Source organism: Bdellovibrio sp. ZAP7 (assembly GCF_006874645.1).
Classification (GTDB): Bacteria; Bdellovibrionota; Bdellovibrionia; order Bdellovibrionales; family Bdellovibrionaceae; genus Bdellovibrio.
The window spans coordinates 1,434,843-1,452,013 of record NZ_CP030082.1 but is presented as its reverse complement, the minus strand read 5'-3'; the positions used below and the strand labels follow the sequence as shown (position 1 = coordinate 1,452,013).

At 46.2% G+C, this 17,171-nt stretch carries 13 protein-coding genes; 8 read left to right on the top strand and 5 right to left on the bottom strand.

Going from position 1 to position 17,171, the window contains the following annotated elements; all coding sequences use genetic code 11:
• Positions 1-14 precede the first annotated feature (14 nt).
• On the bottom strand, positions 15-968 hold the full coding sequence (locus DOM22_RS07125; protein ID WP_210415706.1) for a hypothetical protein: 954 nt from the start codon (positions 966-968) through the stop codon (positions 15-17).
• Positions 969-1,189: 221 nt separating this feature from the next.
• On the opposite strand from DOM22_RS07125, the gene DOM22_RS07120 reads away from it, so the two are divergent.
• Complete coding sequence (locus DOM22_RS07120) at positions 1,190-2,929, top strand: tetratricopeptide repeat protein (protein ID WP_142699702.1); 1,740 nt, start codon at positions 1,190-1,192, stop codon at positions 2,927-2,929.
• 59 nt (positions 2,930-2,988) lie between these two features.
• On the opposite strand, the gene DOM22_RS07115 is transcribed toward DOM22_RS07120, so the two are convergent.
• Both DOM22_RS07115 and DOM22_RS07110 read right to left on the bottom strand, forming a co-directional pair.
• On the bottom strand, positions 2,989-4,599 hold the full coding sequence (locus tag DOM22_RS07115) for a S8 family serine peptidase (protein WP_142699701.1): 1,611 nt from the start codon (positions 4,597-4,599) through the stop codon (positions 2,989-2,991).
• A 9-nt stretch (positions 4,600-4,608) separates the two neighbouring features.
• Positions 4,609-5,052: a hypothetical protein gene (locus DOM22_RS07110; RefSeq protein ID WP_142699700.1), complete on the bottom strand. Its 444-nt coding sequence runs from the start codon at positions 5,050-5,052 to the stop codon at positions 4,609-4,611.
• Positions 5,053-5,211: 159 nt separating this feature from the next.
• On the opposite strand from DOM22_RS07110, the gene pepT reads away from it, so the two are divergent.
• Entirely contained in the window at positions 5,212-6,444 is a 1,233-nt protein-coding gene (pepT, locus tag DOM22_RS07105) for a peptidase T (RefSeq protein ID WP_142699699.1), read from the top strand.
• Positions 6,445-6,448: 4 nt separating this feature from the next.
• Here pepT and DOM22_RS07100 read toward each other — a convergent pair whose 3' ends face one another.
• A complete protein-coding gene (locus DOM22_RS07100; RefSeq protein ID WP_142699698.1) occupies positions 6,449-7,345 on the bottom strand; it encodes a hypothetical protein in 897 nt (298 codons plus the stop codon).
• 196 nt (positions 7,346-7,541) lie between these two features.
• On the opposite strand from DOM22_RS07100, the gene DOM22_RS07095 reads away from it, so the two are divergent.
• The 3 genes from DOM22_RS07095 (at position 7,542) to DOM22_RS07085 (ending at position 11,322) form a co-directional block, all read left to right on the top strand.
• Positions 7,542-8,072, top strand: coding sequence for a DUF2231 domain-containing protein (locus DOM22_RS07095; RefSeq protein ID WP_142699697.1), 531 nt, complete (start codon positions 7,542-7,544; stop codon positions 8,070-8,072).
• A 351-nt stretch (positions 8,073-8,423) separates the two neighbouring features.
• A complete protein-coding gene (locus DOM22_RS07090) occupies positions 8,424-10,109 on the top strand; it encodes a serine/threonine-protein kinase (protein ID WP_142699696.1) in 1,686 nt (561 codons plus the stop codon).
• A 205-nt stretch (positions 10,110-10,314) separates the two neighbouring features.
• Positions 10,315-11,322, top strand: a complete 1,008-nt coding sequence (locus DOM22_RS07085) for a malate dehydrogenase (RefSeq protein WP_142699695.1) — start codon at positions 10,315-10,317, stop codon at positions 11,320-11,322.
• 58 nt (positions 11,323-11,380) lie between these two features.
• Here DOM22_RS07085 and DOM22_RS07080 read toward each other — a convergent pair whose 3' ends face one another.
• Positions 11,381-11,851: a cupin domain-containing protein gene (locus DOM22_RS07080; protein WP_142699694.1), complete on the bottom strand. Its 471-nt coding sequence runs from the start codon at positions 11,849-11,851 to the stop codon at positions 11,381-11,383.
• A 196-nt stretch (positions 11,852-12,047) separates the two neighbouring features.
• On the opposite strand from DOM22_RS07080, the gene DOM22_RS07075 reads away from it, so the two are divergent.
• Genes DOM22_RS07075 through DOM22_RS07065 form a run of 3 tightly spaced genes read left to right on the top strand, consistent with a single transcriptional unit; the run spans position 12,048 to position 17,132 of the window.
• Positions 12,048-14,378, top strand: coding sequence for a PEP/pyruvate-binding domain-containing protein (locus DOM22_RS07075; RefSeq protein ID WP_142699693.1), 2,331 nt, complete (start codon positions 12,048-12,050; stop codon positions 14,376-14,378).
• On the top strand, positions 14,332-15,774 hold the full coding sequence (locus DOM22_RS07070) for a PQQ-like beta-propeller repeat protein (RefSeq protein ID WP_142699692.1): 1,443 nt from the start codon (positions 14,332-14,334) through the stop codon (positions 15,772-15,774). Before DOM22_RS07075 ends, DOM22_RS07070 begins: the two co-directional genes overlap by 47 nt.
• Positions 15,771-17,132, top strand: a complete 1,362-nt coding sequence (locus DOM22_RS07065; protein WP_168196596.1) for an MFS transporter — start codon at positions 15,771-15,773, stop codon at positions 17,130-17,132. Before DOM22_RS07070 ends, DOM22_RS07065 begins: the two co-directional genes overlap by 4 nt.
• Positions 17,133-17,171: the final 39 nt, after the last annotated feature.

Sequence of the window (17,171 nt, the reverse complement as noted above, 5' to 3'; positions counted from 1 at the left end):
CCCGCAACGAAACATTAGAAGGAACAAGCCAGACCCACAGAATAACCACTCACGTTATCCCCAAACATGTAGCGTCCCACAAGACGGGTGCGTGTTACCCATACGTTATAGTCCGACGAGTCCAATTCAATCCCTAAGCCTGCTGTCGCCAGATAATGAAATCCCAAAACACCAACCTGATCTCCAAAGTATTGAGAGGCCGACCCCTCCAGCACGTAACGAAACGGCTCCCCTAACGCTCGCAAATCCCCCATCGGTGCACGAAATCGGTAATACAGATTCGCGGTGCTTGAATCCGAATAGCCACTAATGGAACGACTGCCACCCATGCTTTGCAAATGTATGTACGAATAGCGCAACTGCAAGTCCACGTCTGTTCCGATCACGTCATCATGAAACTCATAGGCCAACATCAAGGCACCGCCCAATCCACCGATGCTGACATTGCCATTATCCAAGAAATCAATATTTTCCAAATCCTTGTAGTCCGCGATAAGAGCTGCACCGATTTCAGTATCACTAAAGAGCATGCTGAATGAGAAATTGAAGATAGGTCGGATCACCCAGCGACGATAGATTTCAAAGTCCCACCCCGCTCCACCTTGCACTGTCCCTGAATTCCACTTTAAAGGCACCGATCTTTCTTGAGCTCCGTCACTGGCAATAAATTTGGGATCATAGCGGCTGTAAGCTGCAGCCCCTTCAAGATAGAGAGGTGTAGATTTGCTGATCGTGAATCCCCCACCAAATTGAGTCATCGCAATCGACGGGTTTCCAGTTTGCGCGTTATTAATCGACAGTGAACTGGAAGCAAGATCAGGAATTGCCGAGTAAGACATCAGGGCGACAACGGAGTTCGCCATTTTTTGCACGTCGACGTCTCGTAGCTGAAAAGCAGCTTGCGCCGTCCCGCGCGCGCAAAAGACGCAGAGAAAATAAATCCATACGCGAACGTGCCACTTGCTCATGTATTTAGAATCTCTCCAGGCTATGAAATTGCAAACAAAGTATTCTCAGCTTTGTAGAAGTAAATCTGAACAAATCTCCCAAACACATTACAGCAAAGCTTTTCAACCCCATCTAAGACCTGAAGTAATTTAGATGAAGGACGAGTCCTTTCGGCATTTGCCAACTATTTTATTAAAACTTGGCAAAGTTCTCTACAATGCAGACTGACAAGGAGAACTCGATGCTTCTAAAGACAACGACAAGTATTGGCCTTTTGCTAGCCCTTTCAGCCTGCGCAAGTCAGGCAACAAAAGAAAAAACAAATCCTGAGCAATTGCAAGGCATCGTCGTTCCCTCCGCCCCCTCTGATCCATTGAATATGCGTGCAGACGCTGACTTTCATTTTATCAAAGGCGATGTCTTTAGCCGCGAAGGAAAACCTGCGCGCGCGATTGAGCACTTTGAAAAAGTGGCAAAGCTTGATCCCAATGCAGCGACTGTGTATATGCGTTTGTCTGCAGAATACAAAAAATTAAAGAAAACTAAAGAGGCGATCCTTAACGCGGAAAAAGCCATCGAGAAAGACCCAAAAAGCGTGGAAGCGCATTTTGTGTTAGGTGATTTATATTCATCTGAAAAGTCTTACGATAAAGCGATTGCTCAATACAACGCGGTCCTTCGCCTGCAACCTAATAACAGTGATGCAGCTATCAACGTAGGCTCCTTGTACGCCATTCAAAAAGACTTTAAAAAGGCCGAGCAGTACTTCGACACACTTTTGAAAAATCCAAAGTTCGACATCCCCTACTTGGTTCACTACTATGTGGGATTGATGCGTATTGATCAAAAAGCTCCAAAGTATGAACTTGCGGCAGAGACTGCATTTAAAAAAGCTTTAAAAGTTAAACCTGACTTCGAAGACGCTTTGGTTTCCCTGGCAAACCTTTACTTGCAACAAAACAACACCAAAAAAGCCCTTGCGGTATGCGAAGACTTCCAAAAGAATCAACGTTTCAGCACCAAAGTGTCTGAAATGATCGCGCAAATTTACATCGACGATGGCGATTTGAACAAAGCCTATGGTCAGCTGGATTATATCTCTAGCAACGCTGAAAGCACTTTCGATGCTGAGCTTAAGATGGCTCTTATTTTGATCAAAAACAAAAAACTTTCTTTGGCCACTGAAAAACTAAATGACCTTGTGACTAAATTCCCAACCGAGGATTCGGCGCGCTATTATCTGGCAGCGGTCAACGAAGAATCCGGTGACGCGAAAAACGCCATCCAAAATTACCTGCAAATCCCGGCAAAAAGCGAGCACTATGGTGAAGCAATGGTCCATGCGGCCTACCTTCTAAAAGGCCAAGGAAAAATCAACCACGCACTGACTTTGACTTCTAAAGTTCTGAATGAAAATTCAGACCCGCAAGTTTACATCATGCACGCTTCCCTGCTGGAAGCTAAGAAAGACTATGCAACGGCTGCTGACGTTCTTGAAAAAGGTCTTACAAAATACACAGACAACACAGAAATGCGCTTTCAACAGGCGATCATGCTGGACCGTATGGGCAAAAAACAACCCATGATCACCCAGCTGAAAAAAGTTTTGGCGCAGGAGCCATTTCACGTTCAAAGCCTCAGCTACCTGGCATTTTCCCTGGCAGAGATGAATCAACAACTGCCTGAAGCGGAAGAAATGGCTCGCCGTGCATCGGAGTTATCCCCGAAGGACGGTTATGTGCTAGATACTTTTGGCTGGGTTTTGTTTAAACAAAAAAAGTTCTCGGAAGCGGTAAAAGTTCTGGAGAAGGCCTACGAATATCAACCATCTGCCAGCATCATTGCCGAGCATTTGGCAGATGCTTACTCGATGCAATCGCAAGCCGAAAAAGCACAGCAGCTTTATAAAAAAGCAGCCGGCTTAACCAAGGATGAAATTCGCGCGAGCAAAATTCGCAGCAAAATTCAAAATCCTTCTTAATCATAGACAGCAAATACAGGGTTAAAAAAAAAGCCACTGACTTCTCAGTGGCTTTTTCATTATTTGATCTTCTTATATTTCTTACGAACGGCATAAGCTCCGTCAACCGAGGCTTTGGCATTCACCAGGCCTTTACCCGTTTGATTTGCAATCTCAGTCTTAATCGGAGTTGCTGATCCGTTCATGATTTCACGAATCTTCCACGCAGTGATTCCCGGTACCACAGATCTCATCAAAGCCACCACGCCTGCAACGTAAGGAGATGACATCGAAGTTCCGCTGAACTCTGCATAGTCAGCACCTTGGATTTCCATACGAACAACCAAGGTTTCTGTCTTAAGCAGGTTAAGAATCAAATCCTCTCCGGAAGTTGTTTCCGCCATGATCACTGGGATTTTGATGTCGTTAGGGTCTTCGCTCAATGAACCACTCACCAAGGCGCCGTCGTTATTGCAAATAACCAAAGCAGCGGCACCCGCTGTCTGAGCATTCTTGATCTTTTCAAGCAGTGGCAAATTGCCTCGCTTAACAACCAGAATTTTTCCACTTACTGCCAAGTTCGCAAGGTCATCAACTGTACCGAATTCGCCGAACACTGCAGATTCATTCAAAGACTTCACCGGGACATTTGCATAAGTCACCGCTGGCAGAACCTTAAACTCCCCCGCTGCATTTTGAAAGCTGGCAACGGCAATACGACCTGTGCCACGAGGAACAGAGGAACGGATGCTTACCCCCGGAGCCATCAAATCCAATGCAGGACTCCAGTTAGAAAAGGCTGCGCGTTTGCCATTGAAATCCACGGCACCCACTGCAGTTACAGAAATGTATCCTGCTGGCATTGGTGTCGCTTCCATCCCGTTGTTACCCATCGCTGCTACCACGGGGATTTGCTCCCCGTCCAATTGCTTGATCATGAATTGTTCTGGGACGCTCCCGCCACCGCCCAGTGACATGTTTACGACGTCGACTTTTTCACGCAAAGCCCATAGCAAGGCTTTCGCAACAGCATCATTATTACAGCCCTTAGAACTGCACACCTTGGCGATCAAAAGCTTGGCTTCGGGTGCAACACCCACTTCTTCCAACGCAGCCTGAGCCGCGATAATGCCGGCGACGTGTGTTCCATGACCTTCTGTATCCGTCACGTCCTGGGGACCGCCATCTTCAGTAAAGTTTTGTACCTTTTCGATACGACCCGCAAAAACTGGATGACCTTTATCGATACCAGAGTCGATCACCATTACGCGAGCACCGGCCCCTTTAGTCATCGTCCAGGCCTGTGGCACACTGATCATTTTAAGACCTTGAGAGACCGGCAGCTGGGCGCCGAACAAAGTCATGCGCGGCAAATTTGAAGTTAATGTCGGCATAACCTGCGCACGAGGAGCGGCATAGGTTTTTTGCTTTTCGATAAAGTTCAAATCTTTGGCATCAACAAGTCTCAAAATCTGTCCCTGGCTAGCAGCTTCGATGATCATGACTTTTAGTTCTGCCAAATCATCCGCTATGCGAACACCGTCTGCCTGGTGATCTTGCACCAGAGCTTTAAAAGCTTGCGCCTGGTTTTGATCTTTAAAAGAAATCAAAAACTTTGCGGCATTTGCCGAAGTGGCAAACAAAGACAAAGTACAAACTGCCATCAGAGTCGAAAATCTTTGAAGTTTCATTTCAATACCTTATTTCTTTTTGCAAATGTATTTGTGACGAATATTCATTGGAGCTTTATCAGGACAATTCAAAATCGTCTGATCGTCCATTACGATATCGTTACCAGACTTTGTGAACAACGTGATGGAATCCACATCCAATGGCAAAGAAGGACAGATCGCAGAAGACACATGAGTCTGCATTCTGGCGCGCAAACTTTCACCTTCGCAGCTTGTTGTATAAGTCGTCGGGAATCCATCGCCTTTGGAACGAGTTTCTGGAACGCCGTTTGCGACAAGTTTAGTTCCGTTGATTTGATAGATGACCTGATTCGCCTCAACTCCCTTGCTGATGATGAATGAGTTCACCGGGCCCGAGTCAGAAACGCAGTCAAAATTGCCCGCTAATTCAGGACAGGCAGATGCCGGAATCGAAAGAGAAAGGATAAACAGATTAAGTAGTATTTTATGCATCCGCAGGGGTTAATTCTTTGACCAACCCTTGTCAATAAAACCCAGAAATGGCGCAGTAAGCGCAACGAAAAGATGCTCAAGGCCCAAGACAGGCCCAAGACACGCCCTGCGTTAACCCAGTTTATTCGCAGATCAATTCCTTTCAGGTATGCTCACGCTATGAAGGCAATTGAAAAACAACTGATAGAACGTTTCTTTAAATACTTGGCGGTAAGCTCTCAAAGCAATGACGAAGTCTCTGCCCTACCGAGCACACCGGGGCAACAAAAACTGGCGGAGTTGTTAGCTGCAGAATTAAAAGCTTTGGGCCTTCAAAATGTTCAGATCGACCAACATGCCACTGTGACCGCGGTAAAACCGGGGACAAAAAAAGGTGGACCACGTATTGGTTTTATCACCCATATCGACACGGTCGACGTGGGACTGAGTCCGCACATCCATCCGCAAATTCTTACTTTTACGGGTGAAGACGTATGTCTAAATAAAAAAGAAAATATCTGGCTGCGCGTCTCAGAACATCCGGAAATATTACCTTACAAAGGGCAAGATATCATCTTTAGCGACGGCACCAGTGTTTTGGGAGCTGACAATAAATCCGCCGTCACAGTTGTTATGACGTTGCTCGCAAATCTTCGCGACGATCAAGAATATGGTGATATCGTGGTGGCTTTTGTTCCTGACGAAGAAATTGGTCTTTTAGGAGCAAAAGCTTTGGATCTTGCGCGCTTTGATGTGGATTTTGGTTACACGATTGACTGTTGCGAGCTGGGCGAAGTCGTTTATGAAAACTTTAATGCCGCAACCGCGGATGTGACTTTCACCGGAGTAACGGCTCACCCCATGTCTGCCAAAGGCGTGTTGGTAAATCCCATTTTGATGGCACAAGATTTCATAGGTGAATTTGATCGCGCAGAAACTCCGGAAAATACGGCCGGTCGCGAAGGCTATATCTGGTTTAACGGCATGACGGCGACTCAACAAGAAGCGAAGCTTACAGCGTCGATTCGTGATTTTGACCTGTCAAGCTTTGCTGAGCGAAAAAAGAAAATCGAAATCGCAGCCCAAGTGATCACTGCCAAATATCCGACAGCAAAGGTTTCTTTGAAGATCACCGACACTTATAGCAACATCAGCAGTGCCATTGGCAAAGACCGACGCGCCATTGATTTGATTTTTGCGGGGCTGAAAAAAATCGGCGTCGAGCCGAAAGTCATTCCGATGCGTGGCGGGACTGACGGTGCGGCTCTTTCAGCGAAAGGAATTTTGACACCCAATTATTTCACTGGCGCTCTAAATTTCCATTCCAAATATGAATTTTTGCCGATCACTTCCTTCGTAAAATCTTACGAACTGACAGAACAGATTTGCTTACTTGCTGCAAAATCCACTTAAAGCCTCAGCGATACTCTTTGTATAAAATCACGCCCTGGTCATCGTTAAAAAATAAGTACATATGATCGGGGCCGATCGCCGTTGCGGCCGGTGCAGAAAAAACCATCTGTGTCAGCGTTTCCCAGGCTGACCAAGTCACACCATTGAAATACGAATGTTGGATGGTCTTATTCCAGGTTCGGGAAAAGAGATCGACACGATTGTTTCCCCAGGAACACGCCCCCGGACCGCTATCGAAAGACCCCAACAGCCCCTGCCAGGTTCCCCAGTGATCCGACCGATTCGTCAACTGCCACAATCCATTGTTAAGTCCGCGGTAAAACACATCGACTGTTGAGGAATTATTTCGACCTGTGGCTGCGGGTTCTGAATCCATCAAACCTCCCAATGACTTCCAACCGTCCCAGTGCCCGCTATGGTAAGCTCGCCACCACAACGAATTGTCATTGCCTCTTGCAAATAAGTCGATGTGTCCTCCAGGACGAACCGCTGTTGCGATGCTTTGGATTCGATATCCCGCCACGGAGTGGGAATCTCCCCACCCCTGATAGGGCACCCAACTTTTCTGCCAAACACTGCCATCCAATTCCAAATAGAACACGTGAAGATCAAAAGAACTCCAACAAGCGGCGGCAGGAGCCGTCCCCTTACGTATACGAGTCACAAAGGCCCAAGGATTTTCTGACGTATCAGACAACGACCTAAAGACGACAGAATCATAAAGTGAATTGTTACTTCGAACTGCAAAGACCCAAACCTGGCCTTGGGGTGCCGAACAGACCACAGGTTTTGCTAATGTCTTGCCATTAGTCCCCATCGTGGGGCCCCACATCGCGGCGAATAAGGGGGAAGAAAAAAACAAGACAAAGTAAATAAAGAATATTTTAAGCCGCGAGCTCATAGAAAATCCCCCCTGCATTGTTTTATTTTATCAATCCTCAACAAAGAATCGGAGAGTATCAAAAGAACGTTGTTAAAAAATACCCTCTACCTTTAGCTAAACTCATCACTAAATTCATGTGAGCGCACAAGTTTCGCTCATTAGGGTTTCCGCCTCGGGATTAGGTTCTATAATTGAACTGTTCAGAGGAGGAAACATGTATAGTAAAGCAAGTATCAAAAATCATCCCCTTCATCCCATGCTGGTCGCCTTTCCGATCACCTTCTATCTTGTGACCTTTATCGCCTTTGCCGTTTACAACTATGGCAATGCCGATACTTTTTGGTATCGACTGGGATTTTTTTCGAATGTGGCGGCGGTGGGAACGGCCTTAATCGCTGCAATCCCGGGATTTATTGATTGGGCCTTTGGCATTCCGACCAAAACCGCGGCGAAGCGTGATGGCCTTATTCACATGGTTTTGAATCTGGTGACGTTAGGACTTTTTGCCATCAACGGTACGATCATTAAGGGCACCTGGGAGGCACCACCTGCCTATGCCTCTGTAACATCTTTGGTACTCACCGGCCTCGGTTGTCTGACGCTTTTAGGAGCGGGCTTTTATGGCTGGGTGATGATCGGCATTCACAAAGTCGGCGTGACCATGGACCACGAACAAACAGAAATCCAAGAGCGCCTCGAGCGAAAAGATCGCCAAGAAGAAGAACCTCCAGTTATATATCACTGATGATAAAACAGGCAGAAGATGTTCCCAGTTTTTAAAAAGAAAAAGACTGGGAATTTCCCGCGCGAAAGGGTGCTCCCAATGAATGAAATTTTGAATTTTCTGACGACAGTTTCCGAGGGAATTTCGTCGAAATGTTTTTCAAAGTTTTTGAAGTTCAGAAACCGCCATTTTTTAGTTTTCAACGTTCTGGTTACCTCAAAATCCAACAATGGGTTGTTTTTCCCCTTGAATGCCGCGAAGTTATGCTAGCTACCTCTTAGGCGTTCAAGCAATTTACCTCTAGAAAACTCATTATGAAACACAAAATGCCCATCATGTGTCTAGGAAAACAGGCCGAATAGTAATACCGAGATGGACACGCTAAAGAAAATTGGACCTTATCAAATTATTAAACGTATCGCTGAAGGCGGTATGGCAGAAGTCTTTTTGGGAAAAACCGAGGCCCGCTTTGGCGTAAGTAAACTTGTTGCGATCAAGACGACTTTGCAAACTGGAAACCCTGAACAACTTAAAGAGATGTTCTTTAATGAAATCCGCATGAGTGCGAATTTAAGTCATCAGAACATCGTAAAGATCTATGACTTTGGTGAATTCAATAATCGCGGTTATATGGCGATGGAATACATCAATGGCGTAACCCTGCGCCAATTGATGACTTACCTGCACGAAAAACAAGTGCGCTTAAGTTCTTCATTTATTCTTTATATCATCCACCAAGTCTCGTTGGGCCTAGCTTATGCTTATCAATCTGTCGACCCGCAAACAGGTCGTCAGTTGAAACTCATCCACCGCGATATCAGTCCCCATAACATTTTGATCTCGTTTGAAGGTGAAGTAAAAATCATCGACTTCGGGATTGCGACAGCTACCAAAGACAAAGACCTTGAAAACGGACAAGTGAAAGGCAAAGTCGCCTATATGAGTCCCGAACAGGTTCAGGGTAAGGACGTGACCAGTGCTTCTGATATCTTTGCACTGGGAGTGGTTCTGTGGGAGTTGATGGCGAATCGTCGCTTCTATTCCCAAACAACAGTCCAAGATGTTAAACAAGCGGTTTCAAATTTTGATATCGATAAGTTAAGCCATGCCAACATGGAAGATCGCTCTGAGGAATTGATAGGAATTTTACCTATCATGCTTCACCAAGATCTTTCCAAACGTGCGGGTGATGCCAATGAGCTGGCGCGTTTATTAGGGACGGTGTTGTCTACACTTCACCCCGACTTCTCGCCGCTCGCATTCGCTGATTACTTAAGAGATGTTTTTTCAGCAGAGTATAACGCCAATATGGATCAGATTCGCGCCTCTGTGGCAGAGGATGAAAAAACCATGGCCGTCGCTGCAACCGATATCACGACCACCGACCAATATGGTGAGCTTGATGAATTCGAAATTAAAATTGCGGAAGGATCTTACCATTCAGGTATTACCCTGGAAAAACTGACTGACATCACCTGCCCTGTTCCGTCAACGGTACTGAAACCAGCACCGGACATGTGGGGTTTGGGACCAAAGCCGAAGCCACCAGTTGAAGCTATCGCGGTGATGCCTTTCTATCAATTTCCAAAAATGCGTCAGGCACCACCAGCGAAGCCATCGACAGCGACAAGTTTTGCAAAGATATTCTCGGTTTCCTTTGTGGTTTTACTAGTTGGTGCTATCACTTTTGGAAAAATCAGATTTGGAGAAAAGAGACCTACTCTTACCGTCGACGCCGATGTGCCTCAACTAACATCAGAACAGATTCAAAAGCTTCGCATGAGCTTCCAACAACCTGTGGCTCAAACTACAGCGAGCGATTCAGCTGCGACAACAGGCAAAAAATCTGTGACAGTCGCAAATCGCAAAACTTTGCCGAAACGTCGCACGATCGCTTCAGCTAAGCCTGTTAGAACAGCTCCTCAGTTTGCTAAAATCAGAAAAGGCAAAAACGGAGAGTTAGATCTTTCTCACTTTCAAAATGGCGTTCCTTATCCTTCAGGCACGAAGTGCGTAACGAACTGCCCGATTAAAATTAGTTCTGAGGGCAACGAATAGCGAAGGGCTGGCTTGCCCGCCAGCACTCTCAAAAAGCTTTCAAAAATCAGCATTTATAAGTATATTCAATTACTTAGCAACGCCACAGTGATACCAGTATATTTTTCGCCACCAGTCAAAAGTCAAATAAATCGAACTGAATCGTGACGACGTCTGCGGAGAGGTCTAAATTCTTTGAGTTAGCACAACTCGAAAGGATTCCACCATGAAAGCTCCAGTACGTGTTGCAGTCACAGGCGCTGCAGGACAAATCGGTTACGCACTTCTATTCCGCATCGCCAGTGGCGCGATGTTGGGTGCAGACCAACCCGTTATTCTTCAACTTCTAGAGATCCCAGATGAAAAAGCTCAGAAAGCGCTTAAAGGCGTGATGATGGAGCTTGATGACTGCGCGTTCCCTCTATTGCACTCTATGATCGCGACCGGCGATCCAGCTGTGGCATTCAAAGATGCTGACGTTGCTCTTCTTGTTGGCGCACGTCCTCGTGGACCAGGCATGGAACGTAAAGATCTTCTAACTGCAAACGGTCAAATCTTCACAGTTCAAGGTGAAGCGATCGGTAAATACGCAAATCCAAATGTAAAAGTCTTGGTTGTTGGTAACCCAGCAAACACAAACGCTTACATCGCGATGAAATCTGCGATGAAGCACGGTCGCGTAAAAGCGAAAAACTTCACAGCAATGCTTCGTTTGGACCACAACCGCGCATTGTCTCAACTAGCTACTAAAACTGGCAAACCAGTTGCTTCTTTCAAAAAAGTGGCAGTTTGGGGTAACCACAGCCCGACGATGTACCCAGATGTTCGCTTCGCAACAGCTGACGGTGCAAAAGTTCCTGAGTTACTTAAACTTGGAACTGCTGAAGGTGATGCTTGGAACAAAGACACTTTCATCCCTACAGTAGGTAAACGTGGCGCCGCGATCATCGAAGCGCGCGGTTTGTCTTCTGCCGCTTCTGCAGCCTCTGCAGCAGTTGATCACATGCACGACTGGTGGTTGGGAACGAATGGTGAATGGGTTACAATGGGTATCCCTTCTGACGGTTCTTACGACATTCCAGAAGGCATCATGTACGGTTTCCCTGTGACTTGCAAAAACGGCGAATACGAGATCGTAAAAGGTCTTGAGATCGACGCTTTCTCTCGCGAGAAAATGAACAACACATTGAAAGAATTGACAGAAGAAAAAGACGCTGTCGCTTCAATGCTGTAATTTGAAATTCAAATATTGAATTGAAAAAGGGTCTCTTCACGAGACCCTTTTTTTTGGTTTAACGCTGAGTCAGATCCTTTGGTTTACGTGGATCATCTGCTGGATTGATATAAGTAATTCCCCAAGGTCCCATGCTATTGATTTGCACTACGGCCCCTTCACCCCGAGCGAAGTGATGAGTGCCCGCATTCATACGCGCAAAACTTCCTGGCGGAAGCTTCATCATCTTGGCCTTGGCATCATCACCAGTCCCCATCCAAAATTTTCCAGAGATGACAGTGACATTTTCATCCTGCGGATGGAAATGCGGTGGGATCATGTACTTTGCAGGCATTTTTATACGCATACCAAATGGGGCGGCAACTGCGGGGTCACCGTACATGATCGCCATTTTGGCACCCTTAGGTAAGGAAGGTGGCGCATCCACCCACTTCATCTGATCTGGTTTCATCATCACGTGATCCGCTTCATCAGCTGCAAAAGAATAAACTGGAATCATCAAACTCAGAGCAATAAATAATTTTAGCATCTTTCCCCCCTTGAAAAATTAATTGAAGGCCGATTTAGGGTACAAGGCAAAACTTCCGAACAAGGACTGCAAAAAAACTATCCCGCTTCTGCCTGTGCTTCAACAACATCCACCCCGGATAGATCTGACGTCGTACATCGGTGTTCAAATTGCTCGCCACAAGCAAAAGTGGTAACTCAGAGTCACGAGGGTCCCTATGTCGACAGATATCTCTGCCTTTCAAGATATTGGCAATGCCACAACGACCGAACTGAGACGCATGGGAGGCAAAGCGGCAACCCTAGCACAGCTCCTCCAAAAAGGATTTCCAGTGCCTCCGGGGTTTGTTGTCTTTCAAGAACCCCAAAGCCCTGATGATTATGCTCCCCTTTTGTCTTGGTGGAATGCTCTGGGACGTTTCCCTGTCGCGGCCAGAAGTTCTGCCTCAGGTGAAGACAGCGGGGACTTCAGTTATGCAGGACAGTTTGTCACACTGTTACACATCAAAAGCCCTGACGAGCTCCAGGGCGCAGTAAAAACATGCTTTCAAGCCGTGCACCGAACTTCCAGTAAAACATACGCATCCCACTTCGATCAGCCAGAAATTCCGATGCATGTTCTTGTCCAGCGGATGATCGAATCAAAATATTCGGGGGTCTTTTTCTCCACCGATCCTCGGGATTCTTCAGGCACCTGGTTGGTGGAAGTTGTAGAGGGGCAAGGGGAACAACTTGTTTCCGGGCAGGTGACGCCTTACCGATTTAGCAAGGATGATAAGACCGGAACACCCACCGGGTGGCGCTCCGAGTACTTGGACACTATTGTACAGTGGGGATTAAAGGTCGAAAAGGAACTCGGATATAAAGCCGACATGGAATGGGCTATCGATGCGGACGGAAGATTCTGGATACTGCAGTCCCGCCCTATCACTGCCCAGGCTGCGCCAGCAACTTTCCGAAAAACTTTAGACGAAGAACTGAAAAGACTGACAGACCTTCATTCAGAAGATACGGCGTGGGATGGCCACACATTTGCGGAGTGGACCGGCGTTCCGTCGGAACTGACATTCGATCTTTGGCAACAAACCTTTCAAGAAAACCATGCCTTTGACTTAGCTTTAAAATCCATCGGTTATGAAGGACTGGGCCACCGAACACCGTCGTTCAGCTTGTTAGATCGTGTTTTTGGTCGAGCGTATCTGAATCTGAAGTCCCTGGAACCGGTTTATTTCGGAAATTCACCGTATCGAATTCATCCATATCCTCGTCCTCATTTGGAATTTGCCTGGGACAAGGTCAATCTTAAAACTTTAGCGCGAGCTCCTGTGGGTGTTCTTAAAATGGCGCAAGTCGCGTGGAAAATTCAAACCGAACGAAAAGAAATGGGACTGAAAGCCGTTCAACTCGCAAAATCCCTTCCGGCATCGAACAAAAACGCTTTTGAACTGCTATCGGAATGTCAAAATCATAAGCTGGATTCCCAGCAACAAATGCTTAAAGATCTTTGCCACCAATTCACCACCGAAGTGATGCAAAGTACATTCATAGTGACATTGTTGATAGAATCAACCACTCAAGGAATTTTAGCACTTCTTAACAAAGATATTGATAAGAAAAACTCAGAACATGCGCTGCAAACTTTAACCGGCCCTCAACTCCACACCATCGCGAGCCTGATGAACCAAGACCATCAATCGATTCAAGGATCACAAACAAAGTGGCAAAGTTTTATAAGTCAATATGGCCATCGCGGCGTGGGCGAGCTTGAACTTTCTCACCCCCGCTGGATTGAAACAAAAATACCTACACCCACTAAGCCCAGCGCTTCACGGACGACATCCGAAAATATTACTATCCAAGAACTCGAAAAAAATATTTCGAATCTAAGACGTCCCATCTTTGTCCAAGAACTTAAAGAGCTGCAAAATCTTTTACAGATTCGAGAAGAAATCAAGATGACCGTGATGAAGCCTTACGCTCAAATTCGCTGGTTATGTCTTGCGATTTCTTCAAACTTTGACCTTGGCAATGATATTTTCTGGTTAACCCTGGACGAAATTTTGTCTTTGCAGCCCGCGCAAGATTTGACCCCGCTGATGACGCTGATTCATGACCGTCAGAATAAAACTCAATTCTTAAAAAACATCGATTTGCCAATGGTGTTTTCTTTGAAAGATCTTAAGAACGTTTTAAAAGAAGACTCCAGCTCTCAGAATTTAGCATCTTTAGTAAAAGGCGTTTCTCTCTCGGCTGGGATTGCATACGGTCAAGTCCACATCGTTAATGATCCTGAAAGTGAAAATTTAGAGTCTTGGCCAGAAAACTATATTCTGGTCGCAGAAGCGACAGATCCTGGATGGACGCCGCTTTTCGAAAAGGCAAAAGGTGTTGTTGTATCACGAGGTGGAGTTCTTTCACATTGTGCTATTGTCGCTCGTGAAATGGGACTCCCGGCCGTAGGCGAAGTACGCGGAGCCAGTCATATCTTTAAAGAAGGTGAATATGTTTGGGTTGATGGAAATCACGGCACAATTAGACGAGCCGACTAAACTGGCAATTATTCCGACAGTAGTTTTGCCTTTCACCATTCTTGGAATGATTCTGACCAGTCTTGCCACGTGGGTGGCGGCATTTTTCGGAGTGGAACTGAAAGCAGAAGGCCCGAAAAGACTTTTCGAAGTTCTGATGAAACCCAAAGTGATTGTCCTAGCTTTATTGTCGAATCTCGTGGTTTATGCAGGCATTAAAACCTTCAATTACATCAGCAACGGGCCCTATCCCCTCTGGTGGGTCGATATCCAGAATTCCTCCGCCCCGGCCTCGGAAAAAAATTACTCCGACCTTCCTCCCGTAATCACTCCCTCCGAAATGGCGGATTCCCCTCGAACTCTGGAAGTTGCTTGGGAGATTCCTTTGCATAGTGCGGTTTTTGGCACTCCCGTTATTCGCGGTGGATCTCTATTTGCCGGCCTGGATCGCGGAAAAGTCATGGAGGTGGACTTAGAGCAAAGAAAAGTCATCCGTCATTTTGAAATCGGAAAACCCGTGATGGCGGCGCCACTCATCCTGAATAACCGACTTTTTGTCGGCGAAGGAATCCATCTGACCCATGGGGCAAGATTGTACTCGTTTGATTTAAAAACCGGTAAGTTTGCTGGGGCCTTTTCAACCACGGGCCACGTTGAAAGATCCGCTGTCAGCGCCTCAGTCGATGGTCAGGATATCTTATTGTTCCCAGCTGGCAAAGACGGACTTTACGCCATCACATCATCAGGTTTAAAAAAGATTTGGCAAGCGTCCATCGGTCACGTCGACTCCTACCCCGCTATCGATAAAAACAAAGTTTTTATCGGCACTGGTTTAGAGGAAGGCTACGAGGAAACTCCCACAAAGGCCTACGCTTTAGATTTAAGAACAGGCAAGCCTCTTTGGGAAAAAAATCTGCCCACCTCAGTTTGGGGCATACCGGTATTTTGGGAAAATGTCGTCTGTTTTTCAGTGGGCGATATTTATAAAACTCCCCAGTATGGTCAATTAAGTTGCTATGACAAAGAAACCGGCAAGGAATACTTTTCCTATAACACTTCGGGCGCTCTGATCAGTGCACCGGTGATTTTAGATAATCATCTGATTGTTTCTGATCTTTACGGAAAAATTTATCAATTCGATTTGAAAAATCGAACTCTTGATTGGATTTTGCCCGTTCCCACTCGTGGAGAAACATACGCCTCTGTCGTGATCAACGATCAAGATCAGATTATTTTCCCCGGCGCAGAAGGCCTTTATATTTATTCAAGAGCGAACCAGAAATTGATCACCGTGTGGAAACCCGAGAAAACATGGGCAGGCACATACACCAATGTAGTGTCCTATAAGGATCAATATATTTTCACCGATCAAAGCGGCATTTTGCGAGGACTTCGGTTCAAAAAGGTTGCACCGTGAGAAATGAAAGCAACTCCGGACCGTGCCACCGTTATCCCAAAGGTTTTAGAAAAAAACGCATTTTCAATTGGGTTACTCTGGGAATCACTTACGCGTCTTATTATATGTGTCGCTATAATTTTCGCTCAGCGACTCCGTATCTAGTTCAAGAATTTCATTTTTCTAAAACTGACATATCGACTCTTTGGGCTGCCTTTAGTTTTGCCTATGGAACCGGACAACTCATCAACGGACTTTTTTCTGACAGGATCGGAGGAAAGAACGCGATGTTGATCGGAGGTTTTGGAACCATCGCTATCAACCTAGTCTGTGGTTTTAGTCCTTTGATTTCAACATTTTCTACTTTCAGTATCATCCTGCTTTTAAACGGCTACCTGCAGTCCTGGGGAGCCCCAGGTATGGTCAAGATCAATGCCGCTTGGTTTCGTCGTCAGGAAAGAGGCACCTTTTCAGGAATCTTCGGTTTTATGGTGCAGCTGGGGCAAATGGTCACGGCGCAACTTGCACCGCTCATTCTAACGGGTTTCGCAATTGGCACCTTTGTTATTGCTGAAAACCAATGGCAATGGCTGTTTCGAATTCCTCCACTCATCGCTGCCACCGCCCTGATCTTAATTGCCTTCATTGTTAAGGAAAGCCCTGAGGACGCGGGCTTTCCCGAGGACACCATCGTCGATGAAATTGATGATGAAGACGGTGTTCGTGTCCCATTAAGGGAATCTTTTGAAACAATCTTTAAGCATCCGTTGGTATGGTACTATGCTCTGGCCTATGCTTGTACGGGGGCTGCCCGACACAGTTCCGATCAGCTGGCAGCCCTTTTCTTTGTGGAAAAGCTGCATCTTCAGGGAAACGGTTCAGGTTTAGTTATGTGGGCGCTGACACTGATTCCATTCGTGGGGGTTTTAGGCTCCCTGCTTTCTGGATGGTTTTCAGATAAGTACCTCCTGGGACAACGAGCTCCCGTGGCGATGGCACTTTACTTTATGGCTGCCGTCACTTTTTTCTGCGGAGGGCTGTTAATGAACCTTAAGTCAATCGACGCGATCATCGGGGTAGGTTTACTTGTTGCAAGCTCATTTCCAATTAACGCCACTCATTCAATTGTCGGTGCAGCTGCGCCCATGGATATTGGGGGAAAAAAAATGGCCGGCTTCGCTTCCGGCGTGATCGACTCATTTCAGTATTATGGTTCAGCCCTGGCCATGCCTTTGATCGGCTGGCTTTTAGATAAATACGGCTGGATCGCCTGGTTCCCCGCAATGGGAGTTTTCTGTGTTGTCGGTGGCTTTACTATGAAAAAGCTCTCTCTTAAAAAAGAAAAACTCATTAAGATGGGAATCGTCGTCAGCGGGTAATTTGTTAGGTCAAAAAAAAGGGGCTCAAGGCCCCTTTTC

Bases quoted from the DNA above. Each gene is read 5' to 3' on its own strand.
- DOM22_RS07070 (WP_142699692.1), top strand. From the start codon at position 14,332: ATGTTTGGGTTGATGGAAATCACGGCACAATTAGACGAGCCGACTAAA.
- DOM22_RS07075 (WP_142699693.1), top strand. From the start codon at position 12,048: ATGTCGACAGATATCTCTGCCTTTCAAGATATTGGCAATGCCACAACG.
- DOM22_RS07115 (WP_142699701.1), bottom strand. From the start codon at position 4,599: ATGAAACTTCAAAGATTTTCGACTCTGATGGCAGTTTGTACTTTGTCT.
- DOM22_RS07080 (WP_142699694.1), bottom strand. From the start codon at position 11,851: ATGCTAAAATTATTTATTGCTCTGAGTTTGATGATTCCAGTTTATTCT.
- DOM22_RS07120 (WP_142699702.1), top strand. From the start codon at position 1,190: ATGCTTCTAAAGACAACGACAAGTATTGGCCTTTTGCTAGCCCTTTCA.
- DOM22_RS07090 (WP_142699696.1), top strand. From the start codon at position 8,424: ATGGACACGCTAAAGAAAATTGGACCTTATCAAATTATTAAACGTATC.
- pepT (WP_142699699.1), top strand. From the start codon at position 5,212: ATGAAGGCAATTGAAAAACAACTGATAGAACGTTTCTTTAAATACTTG.
- DOM22_RS07100 (WP_142699698.1), bottom strand. From the start codon at position 7,345: ATGAGCTCGCGGCTTAAAATATTCTTTATTTACTTTGTCTTGTTTTTT.
- DOM22_RS07125 (WP_210415706.1), bottom strand. From the start codon at position 968: ATGAGCAAGTGGCACGTTCGCGTATGGATTTATTTTCTCTGCGTCTTT.
- DOM22_RS07095 (WP_142699697.1), top strand. From the start codon at position 7,542: ATGTATAGTAAAGCAAGTATCAAAAATCATCCCCTTCATCCCATGCTG.
- DOM22_RS07085 (WP_142699695.1), top strand. From the start codon at position 10,315: ATGAAAGCTCCAGTACGTGTTGCAGTCACAGGCGCTGCAGGACAAATC.
- DOM22_RS07110 (WP_142699700.1), bottom strand. From the start codon at position 5,052: ATGCATAAAATACTACTTAATCTGTTTATCCTTTCTCTTTCGATTCCG.